13 protein-coding genes are annotated in these 11572 nt (G+C 51.9%); 9 read left to right on the top strand and 4 right to left on the bottom strand.

All coding sequences use genetic code 11. From position 1 onward, the window contains the following. Nucleotides 1-135 precede the first annotated feature (135 nt). Complete coding sequence (locus AC2TEL_RS03320) at nucleotides 136-723, top strand: DUF3885 domain-containing protein (protein ID WP_480901838.1); 588 nt, start codon at nucleotides 136-138, stop codon at nucleotides 721-723. Between the two features lie 59 nt (nucleotides 724-782). Here the strand turns inward: AC2TEL_RS03320 and AC2TEL_RS03315 are convergent, their stop codons facing one another. Together AC2TEL_RS03315 and AC2TEL_RS03310 are read right to left on the bottom strand one after the other, a co-directional pair. Further along, on the bottom strand, nucleotides 783-1262 hold the full coding sequence (locus tag AC2TEL_RS03315; protein ID WP_480901837.1) for an SMI1/KNR4 family protein: 480 nt from the start codon (nucleotides 1260-1262) through the stop codon (nucleotides 783-785). Nucleotides 1263-1364: 102 nt separating this feature from the next. Further along, a complete protein-coding gene (locus AC2TEL_RS03310) occupies nucleotides 1365-1652 on the bottom strand; it encodes a DUF3144 domain-containing protein (RefSeq protein WP_480901836.1) in 288 nt (95 codons plus the stop codon). Between the two features lie 213 nt (nucleotides 1653-1865). On the opposite strand from AC2TEL_RS03310, the gene AC2TEL_RS03305 reads away from it, so the two are divergent. Beyond that, complete coding sequence (locus tag AC2TEL_RS03305) at nucleotides 1866-2231, top strand: GFA family protein (protein ID WP_480901835.1); 366 nt, start codon at nucleotides 1866-1868, stop codon at nucleotides 2229-2231. A 130-nt stretch (nucleotides 2232-2361) separates the two neighbouring features. Here AC2TEL_RS03305 and AC2TEL_RS03300 read toward each other — a convergent pair whose 3' ends face one another. Further along, on the bottom strand, nucleotides 2362-2847 hold the full coding sequence (locus tag AC2TEL_RS03300; protein ID WP_480901833.1) for a hypothetical protein: 486 nt from the start codon (nucleotides 2845-2847) through the stop codon (nucleotides 2362-2364). Between the two features lie 437 nt (nucleotides 2848-3284). Here AC2TEL_RS03300 and AC2TEL_RS03295 point away from each other — a divergent pair, with 437 nt between their 5' ends. From AC2TEL_RS03295 to AC2TEL_RS03285, 3 genes are all read left to right on the top strand, one after another. Continuing rightward, complete coding sequence (locus AC2TEL_RS03295; RefSeq protein ID WP_480901832.1) at nucleotides 3285-3863, top strand: recombinase family protein; 579 nt, start codon at nucleotides 3285-3287, stop codon at nucleotides 3861-3863. Between the two features lie 95 nt (nucleotides 3864-3958). Continuing rightward, complete coding sequence (locus AC2TEL_RS03290) at nucleotides 3959-4999, top strand: HNH endonuclease (RefSeq protein ID WP_480901830.1); 1041 nt, start codon at nucleotides 3959-3961, stop codon at nucleotides 4997-4999. Between the two features lie 148 nt (nucleotides 5000-5147). Continuing rightward, nucleotides 5148-6128, top strand: a complete 981-nt coding sequence (locus AC2TEL_RS03285; RefSeq protein WP_480901829.1) for a hypothetical protein — start codon at nucleotides 5148-5150, stop codon at nucleotides 6126-6128. A 250-nt stretch (nucleotides 6129-6378) separates the two neighbouring features. On the opposite strand, the gene mepK is transcribed toward AC2TEL_RS03285, so the two are convergent. After that, on the bottom strand, nucleotides 6379-6948 hold the full coding sequence (mepK, locus tag AC2TEL_RS03280) for a peptidoglycan L,D-endopeptidase MepK (RefSeq protein WP_480901828.1): 570 nt from the start codon (nucleotides 6946-6948) through the stop codon (nucleotides 6379-6381). Nucleotides 6949-7306: 358 nt separating this feature from the next. On the opposite strand from mepK, the gene AC2TEL_RS03275 reads away from it, so the two are divergent. The 4 genes from AC2TEL_RS03275 to AC2TEL_RS03260 are packed head-to-tail and all read left to right on the top strand — an operon-like array spanning nucleotide 7307 to nucleotide 11541. Then, nucleotides 7307-8908: a L,D-transpeptidase family protein gene (locus AC2TEL_RS03275; protein ID WP_480901826.1), complete on the top strand. Its 1602-nt coding sequence runs from the start codon at nucleotides 7307-7309 to the stop codon at nucleotides 8906-8908. A 34-nt stretch (nucleotides 8909-8942) separates the two neighbouring features. Further along, the gene (lpxD, locus tag AC2TEL_RS03270; RefSeq protein WP_480901824.1) at nucleotides 8943-10034 is read left to right on the top strand and encodes a UDP-3-O-(3-hydroxymyristoyl)glucosamine N-acyltransferase; all 1092 of its coding nucleotides are present in this window, start codon (nucleotides 8943-8945) and stop codon (nucleotides 10032-10034) included. A gap of 32 nt (nucleotides 10035-10066) precedes the next feature. Further along, the gene (locus AC2TEL_RS03265; RefSeq protein ID WP_170658574.1) at nucleotides 10067-10324 is read left to right on the top strand and encodes an acyl carrier protein; all 258 of its coding nucleotides are present in this window, start codon (nucleotides 10067-10069) and stop codon (nucleotides 10322-10324) included. Between the two features lie 8 nt (nucleotides 10325-10332). Then, nucleotides 10333-11541 (top strand): beta-ketoacyl-[acyl-carrier-protein] synthase family protein, encoded by a 1209-nt coding sequence (locus AC2TEL_RS03260; protein ID WP_480861810.1) that lies wholly within the window; start codon nucleotides 10333-10335, stop codon nucleotides 11539-11541. Nucleotides 11542-11572: the final 31 nt, after the last annotated feature.

Raw genomic sequence — 11572 nt, 5'->3', positions numbered from 1 at the left:
GCCTCTTTGTGCTCGAAGAAAGTTATTTGTGTCCATGCTTCGTGCATCGCACGCTAAGCACCTATTCTCAATGTCAAAGAAGGGCTCGGAAGTGGACATTGCAGCCGTTTAAGGTTTTGAGTTATTCAAGAGGGCATGTCAGAAAACACCCCCCCTGATCAGGCAGCCGAATTCTCGAAGGCGTGGCGACAGTCCTTCGGGAAGAGCCCCCCGCTCGGACACGTACTGAGGCGCGATTTTTTCGACCAATGGACGAGATTTCATGCTCTACCTGAGTCCAAGCGCTATGCGGGTTCCGATGATGAAAGGGACATCATTGTTCATAGGGCCAACACCCTTGCTACGGAGTGCTTTGGAGAACGCGCACGGGTTTGGATAGCAGTTGGACGTTTCAAGAATTTTGCATCTAAGAACAATGATTTGCCCGTCTGCGTGAGCCAGCCGGTGTCGATGACTTGGATCGACGAAGACGAAGAGCCGGATGACCAGTCTGAGATTACGTTCTTTGCAAGTGTATTGGAGTGGAAGCCAAGTTCTTTGGACAGGCTTATTATTCAAATCGCGGAAGACCAAGAACGTGCAATTCTATTTTCCGAGGACACTCAAACCGTGCTTGCACCATATGACGGAGGCTTCGATGTAATCAGCCTGCAACCGAACTGGATTAGCAAGCTTGAAAACAAGCACAGGGCATGGATGTCTAGCAGACCGGACAAGTTGTAAGTTACTTAGGGCTCAAAGCGGACACAAAGCAGCCGTTCGAGTGTTTTGGCAAGCCTCGGCTAGTTAGTTGCAGTCCACCCTACGCTCCACGGACCCAAGTATTGCGCAATCCACTCCGAGAATGAGTTGGCGACTTTGGTAGTGTCGTCGAAGTCATGATCCCAATAGAAAACAGCGGCGCCCGACTTTCTGCCGCCATCCAACTCTTTCATGTCGAAACAAAATTTGCTGCCCATGCTGTCATTAGCGATGACCAAAAAGTTCTCGGGCAGGCCGATGGGGTGCCAGCCTTGTGTCTCGCTGACGATTTCCTTTGGCGTGCACAGCTCGGACAAGTCGTGAAGGTCCGCCTGTTGGGCGACAATCGCTGAAAGGAGGCGTGGAGGCCATGGAAGCCCAACAGCAGTGACCTGCTCCACGTAGTCGATTGGAAGAGCGATGCCAAAAGTTCGTTCAACTTGCTCTAACTCGCTATCTTTTACCGCTGTTGGAGTGCCGTTCTGAGCGCCCCATTTCTCTGCGAAATGTTTCAGTTCCATGAATTAGTCAACTAACGTTTGGTGAAATATCATGTTCAGACATGACTAGCGGAATCCGAAGATGTCAACGACGCTTTAGCTCAAAAGCGGACGAAGCTGTCTTTACCTTTTTGACATGTAATCGGAAAAGTTTGCTGCGTAGTCCTCAAAGTTTTGGATCAACGCTTCTCTGTACTGGGCGACGAAATACTCCAAGGTTTCCTCTTTCATCGAAGCCATTTCGACTCCATCATCAAACCCAGTCGCACTCAGCCACACGTTAAAGCGGGCTGCTGCAAACATAAGCGATGCACTGACTTTTCCTTTGCTCGACTCTTCGATTTGTGAGTTTGCCAAATCGATAAATTCGTCGGCTCGTGAAAAATCATCTTGATCCCAATCAGACTTCATTCCGATTTCCTTCTTATGTGACTTAGGTGCCAATACTCGCAATCAAGTGTGGTCTGCAAAGCTTAATCCGTCGGTCAGTTTGGCTCCAGAGCGGTCATTCAGTGAAATCTGCTCGACTTCTGCTCTGCGGACAAAACCGACATTTAAGTGTCGTGAAGAATCCAAGCTGAACGACCTGCATCAAGTAGCATCACGCTACGACGTGAACGGGGTATGGTTTCAACAATGAAAAAATATGAAGGAAGCTGCCACTGCGGAGCTGTTACATTCGCCTTCGCGTGTCCCGAGGTGAAACGCATCATGCGATGCGACTGTTCTTTGTGCGCACGAAAAGGGATCGCAATGACAACAACGACTATTGCGCCCGACTCCATTGAGATTTGTGATCCGGAAGGTGTCCTAGCGACCTACCAGTTTGGCACGATGACGGCGAAACATCACTTTTGCAGCCGTTGTGGCATCCACACATTTGTCGAGACACGACTGAATCCGGGGCACTATCGCATCAACCTCGGATGTGTCAGTGAACTTGACGCCATGAGATTGCCAGAGGAACTGTACGACGGGAATTCGCTCTAAGCCGGGAGAAAGCCCGCTGGGTAGACTAGGGCTCTGAGCAGTCGTCCGCTAACTTCTGTCGGGCATGTGGCTTGTCCCGGCACGACCAACAGCAGTTTTGCGGACCTTCCTGCCGTTCGCAGCGCTTTCACTACTTTCCGGCAACCGAACCCAAAAAACTTCGCAATTCATTATTGTCCATAAACGGCTGGCCATCCATATCCACACCCATCGCCGTTGCTGCCGCTAGTAAAAGGCAGGTTTCGATGTATTCTAAAGACTGGTGATCCGTAGCATCAACGATCAGCACCATATACTCACCAATGACGTCTTGATCCGTAGAAGAAACGAGCTCCACTTTACATCCTGAATTTGGATAGTTCGTGTCGCTAAGGAAATTGAGTTGTGTCTCCGACATTTCGAAGCCATCGGGTTGAATAAATCTGTTCTCTGAAACTATGCCGGGCGCAATATACGCATACAGCGCTTCCGCCATACGCCTTTTTCCATTTGTATTTGCCAAGAATTCTGAAGCTATTTTCTTGGCAATATCTGATATCTCAGGATCACCAATATATCCGTACAAGGGCACACCGTCGTGCTCAAACGCTATTGCGCCACCCCTTATTTCATTCACATCCGCGAAGACCAGAGAACTAGTCCAAATAACTAGTAATGCCGACACCCATCTGAGACACATGATTTGCACAGTGCGAACCTCACTAAATCTTTGGATCGGACATTCGCTGCGATTGTCAAAAAGTGCAAGATGGGCTCAGAGCGGTCATCTGACAACTTTTGTCAGCCATCAAATGTCCGGTGCTCAAACCTTCTAGATTCTGCACCACTAAGGAACCGTTTTTTCAGAGGTAATAATAAGAACAATAAACCCCCTCCTTTTTGAAGTCGGTTTCTAAAACCCCCCACCCCTTTGTTTCCAGACAAAAATGCTGCCAATAGGCCAAGGTACTGTGTCCATCTGCTGAGGGTGGCGGAAATGGTGGCAATGAAGTCGATCTCGGCTTTTGGCAGGCAACTGCCTCTAAGTCTAAGAACCAAAAGGAGACCACCAGAATGATTATCGGATACGCAAGAACGTCTACACTGGAACAACAGGCAGGACTGGAAGCCCAACAGCAGACACTCTCGGAGGTTGGATGCGAGAAAATCTACTCCGAACAAGTCTCCTCAGTTGCTCATAGAGAGGCGCTCAATGACGCTCTTAGCTTCTGCAGAGAGGGAGATGTCCTCATAGTCACCAAGCTTGACCGCCTTGCTCGCTCAGTCAGACATCTAGGAGAGATCGTGGACGAACTAACAAAGAGAGGCATCGCTCTAAGAGTGCTAGACATGTCCCTCGATACATCTACCGCTACAGGGAAACTCATGCTGAATGTCCTCGGGTCCATCGCTCAATTTGAAAGAGAGATGATGCTGGAGCGGCAGAGAGAGGGAATAGCCAAAGCGAAAGCTGAGGGTAAGTACAAAGGGAGGAAACCAACGGCACGTATGAAGACATCTGAAGTACTTCAGCTACTAGGGCAGGGGTATAAGAAACACGAGATCGCCCAGCGCTTGAATATTTCCCAAAGATCAGTCTATCGGATTGTCAATGAGGCTCGGCAAATGACGATTGTGGAAAGTTACTGCTGAAATAGTATCAACTTGGAATGCGTTCTTCGTATTAGATAGTGACAGACTAAAACATTGAACCATTCCAACAACCTTTAGCAAGCATTGGTGGTGCGTTGAAAAGCGAAGAACGACATTGGAGGCAGTGTGTTTTCTGCGGGCAAAAGCCCGATAAAAAGAACCTAGAACATATCATTCCTAAATGGCTTCAAACCCTAGCCGGGAACGAAAAAAAACCTGCCTCTATTTGGACTCCTGATGGCGATCGGGAGCTGCTGTGGGTTAATCTGACACTTCCGGCTTGCACTAGCTGCAATCAACACTTCGGTCGATTGGAAGAACTCGTTAAAGAAATCTTCGAAAGGATCGAAGATGGATACTTGCTAGGTGCGGACGCTAGGTTGCTGCTCGACTGGATGGACAAAATTCGTATTGGGATTTGGCGTCTCCAACTGGCCCACGGAAAAGCAGCACACAATATAACGCCAAATTTCTCTGTCACGGAACGCCTAGCAACTTCTGATCGATTGGTTCGAGTGTTCCGATACCCTACGAAAGGTAAAGGTATTGCGCTTGTAGGTGCAGATACAAGTGCTTGGCTTCGGATGCCCAGTGCGATGGCTTTAATCGTCAAAGATATTGTAATATTATCAGCATCTTCCGGAGGATTCTTGCAAGAGGCAATGGGGATCGTAGAGGCAGAAGATGCGATCGAGGTGGAAGGTTTCGACACTCCGTTTGTAGTGGCTAGACAGACTGGAGGATACAAACAAAATTGGGCATCCGAGATATTTCGTTTCACACAACAGAGGTTCTTCACCTTGTACACGTTGGGAGCTGAGTTTCCCCACCCGGTAGGAGAGGTCTGTACTGACCCTCAAAAGGAAATTGTGCAAGTGAACGAATTGGAGCGTTTCGAGTTGGATACTGTCAAAATGCTCCCAGAACTATTGGAAGTTCTTTTATCGATAGAGGTGTTGGAACTACAAAGGTATATGTTGCGGGGGTATTCGAAGCTCTCTTTGCCACCTGAATTTCGACCGAAGCTCAGAAGCATGTATGATGCCCTAGATTATCGGATCGGCTCTTTAACTCATGTCTATAATTCTCTTGCTCCGATACCGACGTTCAAACGATCATACTTACGGTGGGTTTAGATTCCCTGAAAACTGACTGGTGGGGAGGCTAATTGTACAACCTCGCTTGCAACGAAAAATGGTGCTCTCGGCCTAAGTGCCAGAGGCAGCGACCGCATCGTAAGGCATTAAAATACATGAGAAAACTGTGCCAAAATTAGTCCTTAGATTGACAATAGAACTCAACCCCTATCCCGTTTTTTACCAGTGGATTCCATCAGAAGAAACTAGCAGCCTCGTGGCGCAATCTAATGAGGCGACTATCGAGATCAAATTTGATGAAAATAGCCTCGAATCCTTGGGCCCAAAAGACAAAGAACGTGTCAGTTCGATCGTGAACAATAAGCTCGGTCGAATTCTAGTGTGCCTAACAAGGGAAATTAGCAGCGAAATGGCAGATTGCATTCGACTTGTAGACCGAGGCCACCCCAGTGTGGACGATTTGAGAAAGCTCGGTAATGAACTGCAAGAAGCCATCACTGCCTCCGTAAACAGACTCTTGGCGTTCATCAAAACGGAAAATCAACAATATTGGATTGAAGAGCTACCTGAAAATACGAACAACCCAGGACAGTTCTTTGTTAAGCATCGGTGCCAAGCGGAAATCGACGGTCAAGCGGTTCGCTTCGATCCCGACACAAGAACCGTCATTTTATCAGAGAATCGGATTAGCGCTTTTTCAGCCGTAACCCCGGAAGATTGGGACATCATATCGGACAATTTCCACAGCTCTCGGAGACCATCATTGGTCTTGTCTCTTCTGTCCGATGCGAAGAACCTTGCCAGAAAGGGGAAACGTAGAAACTCCTTAGTTGAAGCCGTAACCGCTCTCGAAATTGCGCTTGGAAAGTTTGTCAGGAATCCCTCTCAAGAACCTTCTGATAAGTTGCTTGAGCGAGTTGAACCGAAAACCCTTAAGAACCTTGTCGATAAAGTCGGCTTAAGAGGGGCATTCGGTACTGTGTTACCTCTAATATTTAGTGAGGCAGAGTTTCCACAAACAACCCTAGAAACTTGCAGAGACGCAATCGATATTCGCAACGACATAGTGCACAACGGCAAGCGGGATGTTGACAACTCCCTCCTCAAGCTAATGCTGCGTGAGTTGACATCAGCTTGCCAAATTCTCGAAAGCAACACTGCTGGATGACGAACGGTGACACAAAGAGTGACACACGTGTTTTTGTTGTTGACCTAAGTATCAGTAAATAAATAAAAATGTAGAAGTGAATATCGGATAGTAATCCTCTCAGGTGCGCCACTCAATTCCCAATTGGATTATACTCCGGGCGGCATCTAGCACCGTGATGTGTTGGTAGTCGCAATAAAGTGGACAAAAACAAACCCCCCAGCAGACTTGTCTGAGGGGGTACGTTTCCAAGTACGGGGTTTGGTTTGAATCAGCCGCGCCAGGTTCGGATGTCGCCGCAATCCATGTGCACGAAATTCGACCGGTAGTATTGCCCGACGCCACCAGCGCGGCAGGACATTGCGGCCTTCGCCATTTGCGAAACCGAACGAGAGGACAAACGCAGATCCGCAGCCTGGCCTTTCATGTGAAGCGAGTTTCTGGCAACGCCGCGCGAGCGGGACCGCAGCATTGCATTGGTCTGCGGCGAGCGATAGCCCGACAGCAGCATGTAGGGTTCGCTGACGTCCAGCAGGTTGTGCGATGCGGCCATGATATCGATGGTACGCAGGTCCATTTCCTTGACCTGATCGCTGCGCCAGTCGCGCATGAAGTGGTTAATTTCCTTAACGGCTTGTTTGATATACTTGCCATCGACCCAGTAAATCATGTCGATGCGTTCACCGGTGCGACCCGAATACATGCGAATTCGGCGAATGTCGCCACCGCCACGGAGAAAACCAGCCGCATTGGAATAAGTCGGAGCTGCCACGACTGCCGTGGCTGCGAATGCGCCTAATAGGGCACGCCGGGTCAAGCCCGATGTACTGCTCTTGGTCATTTCTTGTTTCGTCCCGTACTGTTCCTGCCTGCACACGATGTTACGCGCGCGTTCTTAAATTTTTCCCCATCCCAGATGCGGATTTTATGGCACAGTTGGAATCACGCGCCAAGGAATCTTTGATGAATGTGAATTCAAGGGGGAATTTTCGGCAGTTTTTTGCGCAACTGATGCGAACGTGCACAGTTTTGCCACAGATATTCGGCGCTTAACCGCTCGCGATGCAAACGCGCATCACGGCCCGAAAGATGACCCTTGATGATGGATTTGTGAATAGACTTCTGCGGCGGTGCAAAACATTATTTCGCAGGCGCCTTTGCTAGGGGCGACCAAGTCATTGAATAACCAAGGACATCCTATGCCCTCTGTCTTTCGGACATGTACCAGTCTTTTCATCGCCGCTTGTTTCGCGGTATCCGGTTCTGTCGTTCAGGCGGGAACCGACAGCACGGCGTTCCAGTTGGCGGTGGCCGAGACAACGGCGCAGGAAAAGGACGTCGCCACGTTCTATCGACAAAGCGGATTTGAACCGATTTGGGTTGGAGACACGCCTGAACATACAGCCCGGCGCGTTGCGTTGATCAAGGCGTTGTCGACGACGGATATGCATGGACTGCCGACAGCGCGATATGACGTGCAATCCCTTATTGAACGCATGGAAGGGGCTAGAACGATCCGCGATCTCGGGTTGTTGGAAGCTGAAATGACCCGTGTATTCCTCAAATATGCCCGGGACATGCACTCGGGGACAATCAATCCGTCTAAAATCGATGATGGTCTTGTCAGAGAGGTCGAGCGGCGACCAACTGCCGAACATCTGGAATTGGTGTCGTCTGCCCCTGCGGGAAGCTACATTGCCAAAATTGCACCGCAATCAACGCAGTATCGGGCATTGATGAAGCAGAAGATCGCGCTGGAACACCTGATCGCTCAAGGTGGTTGGGGGGCAACGGTTCCCGTGACTAAGCTGGAGCTGGGTGACTCTGGGCCGAACGTCATCAAGTTACGAAACCGGCTGGTTTCGATGGGGTATCTGAAGCCCACGGCCAATCCAAAATTCGACGCTGATCTTTTGGCGGCGGTTCGGGCCTTTCAGACTGCCCACGGGCTGGAACCGGATGGCGTCGCAGGTAAGGGTACGATCACAGAACTCAACCGTCCGGCGTCAGACAGGCTCAAGTCAGTTTTGGTCGCCCTTGAGCGTGAGCGTTGGTTGCCGAAGCAGCGCGGAAAACGGCACATTCTTGTTAATCAGGCAGATTTCTCGGCAAAGATCGTGGACGAGGGGCAGGTGACTTTCGAAACCCGCGCGGTCATCGGTAAAAACACCCATGATCGCCGCAGCCCTGAATTTTCGGACCAGATGGAGCATATGGTGATCAATCCCAGCTGGTATGTGCCGCGTTCGATCATCACCAAGGAATATCTGCCGAAACTGCAATCCAATCCGAATGCGGTTGGTCATATCCAGATCACAGATCGCACCGGGCGACAGGTGAACCGAGAGGCGGTCGATTTTACCCAATTTACCGCGCGCGACTTCCCGTTTGCGATGCGCCAGCCGCCCAGCAAAAGCAACGCGCTGGGGCTGGTAAAGTTCATGTTCCCCAACAAGTACAACATCTATCTGCATGACACGCCTCAGAAAAGTCTGTTCGCACGGGAAGTGAGGGCGTTTTCGCACGGTTGCATTCGATTGGCGCAACCCTTTGAATTTGCGTATGCCTTGCTGGCGCGGCAGGAGGAAGACCCCAAAGCCTTCTTCCATCGTGTTCTGGCTACCGGGAAAGAGACAACGGTGCCTCTGGATCAACCCGTCCCCGTGCATCTGATCTACCGGACCGCATATGTCGGACCCAAGGGTGACATTCAGTATCGGCGCGATGTCTACAACCGGGATCACAAGATCTGGGAGGCATTGCAAAAGGCAGGGGTGGTCCTGCCGGACGTTCAGGGGTAATCACGGGGCAAGTCCTGCCACAAGGAAGCCCACGATGCAGTACACCGTTCAACAGATCGCCCAAGCCATTGGTGCCGAATCCGAAGGTCACACCAACCTGACCATCCTGCGTGCCGCCGAACCCGGCGACGCCGGGCCAACCGACCTGGCGATGGCGATGTCGCCGAAATACGCTGAATCCCTGGCTTCTGGTTCGGCGCGTGCGGCCGTGTTGTGGGAGGGTGCAGAATGGAAAGCGCTGGGACTTGACGCGGCTATCTTTGTCGGTCGGCCACGAATGGCGATGGCGGGGATCACGTCCATGCTGGACCGCGGGCAGGGGGTTTTGCCCGGCATTCACCCTTCGGCTGTTGTCGATCCGACCGCGGAGATCGGAGCAGATGTATCGATTGGTCCGCTCGCAGTCGTCGGGGCGCGAGCGCAAATCGGATCGGGCGCTGTGATCGGTTCCCACTGCGTGATCGGCATGGACGCGACTTTGGGCAAGGACGCCGTCTTACGAGAGATGGTCAGCATCGGGGCGCGGGCCATCGTCGGTGATCGGTTCATTGCCCAGCCCGGAGCCCGGATCGGTGGAGACGGTTTCAGCTTTGTGACGCCCGAGATTTCAGGAGCCGAGAATGCACGTAAAACCATGGGCGATCAGGGTGATGCCAAGGCACAGAACTGGCTGCGCATTCATTCCCTGGGCGCAGTGGAAATCGGCGATGACGTCGAAGTTGGCGCCAATTGTACCGTGGATAACGGAACGATCCGGAACACGGTGATCGGCAGTGGATCGAAGCTCGATAACCTTGTTCATGTAGGGCACAACACACGCGTCGGGCAGGACTGCCTGCTCTGCGGTCAGACCGGTGTGTCCGGTTCTGTTGAAATCGGCAACAACGTTGTGCTGGGCGGTCAGACCGGTGTGGTCGACAACATTTTCATTGGGGACGGCGTGATTTCGGGTGGCGGGACCAAAATTCTTTCCAACGTTCCCGCAGGGCGCGTCATCATGGGATACCCCGGAATAAAAATGGAAAGCCATACGGACATTTACAAAGCGCAGCGTCGATTGCCGCGGCTGGCCCGCGACATTGAGGCGTTGAAAAAGGCTGTTTTCAAACAGCCCTCAAGCGATTAAATCATCCCCAACGCGACAATCAGGGGATCGACATGAGCATCAGCGACCGCGTCATCGCAATTATTGCCGAGCAAGCCGTGCTGGAGCCATCGGATGTGACACCCGACAGCACGCTGGAGGATCTGGGCATCGACAGTCTGGGTCTGGTCGAAAGCATTTTTGCGATCGAAGAGGAATTCGACATATCGATTCCCTTCAATGCCAATGAACCAACAGCAAGCGATTTCGACATTTCGAACGTGGCTGCGATCATCGCGGGGATTGAAAAGCTCGTGGCGGAAAAGGTCTGACAGGCGCTATGAAACGCGTTGTCATTACGGGCGCCGGCACCATTAATTCGCTGGGCCATTCTGTTCCCGACACGCTTGAAGCGATGCGTGAAGGGCGGTGCGGTATATCCGAGCTTGAATTTCGCGATGTCGAACGGCTTGCAATCAAAATCGGTGGCCAGGTTCGTGGTTTTGAAGCCGAAGGGCGGTTCAACCGCCAACAGATGACGCTTTATGACCGGTTCACGCAGTTCACTCTGACAGCCGCAAAAGAGGCTATCGATCAATCGGGTATCGTGTTTCACGGAGACGTTGCAGCGCGTTCCGGTGTGGTGCTCGGCACTGCAGGTGGCGGCGTTTCGACATGGGATGACAACTACCGCTCGGTATATGAAGACGGCAAGAATCGCGTTCACCCATTTGTGGTCCCCAAACTGATGAACAACGCGGCCGCAAGCCACGTGTCGATGGAGCACAACCTGAAAGGCCCGAGTTTCACCGTGTCCACAGCGTGCGCGTCTTCGAACCACGCGATGGCGCTGGCCTTTCAGATGGTACGTAGTGGTGCGGCCCCGGCAATGATCACTGGCGGCTCGGAATCGATGCTATGCTTTGGCGGCGTCAAAGCGTGGGAGGGCCTGCGCGTCATGTCCAAAGACGCCTGCCGTCCTTTCAGCGCAAACCGCAATGGCATGGTTCAGGGCGAAGGTGCCGGCGCTTTTGTCTTTGAGGAATACGAGCACGCCCGTGCGCGGGGGGCGGATATCCTGTGCGAGGTTGTGGGGTTTGCAATGTCTTCGGATGCTGCAGATATCGTCATGCCCAGCAAACAGGGCGCATCGCGCGCCATGGCTGGCGCCCTGCGAGATGCAAGACTGAATGCAAGCGATGTGGGTTATATCAATGCCCACGGAACCGGAACTGCGGCCAACGACAAAACCGAATGTGCTGCCGTCGCAGATGTGTTTGGCCCGCACGCGGATGATCTGATGATCTCTTCGACCAAATCCATGCACGGGCACCTGATCGGCGGCACAGGCGCGGTTGAACTTCTGGCCTGTATTATGGCCCTGCGCGATGGCGTCATTGCACCAACGATCGGGTATGAAGAACCCGACCCGGAATGCGCGCTGGATGTGGTTCCGAATGAAGCGCGCGAAGCCAAGGTGGATGTGGCGCTAAGCAACGCCTTTGCCTTCGGAGGTCTCAACGCAGTTCTTGCGTTGAAGCGGGTGTAAAGAAAGCCGCCGCGGAAACGCAGCGGCTTTT

The organism is Ruegeria sp. HKCCD9138 (assembly GCF_057220975.1).
Note: the sequence above shows the minus strand (reverse complement) of the source record. Positions and strands in the feature narration are given on the sequence as shown.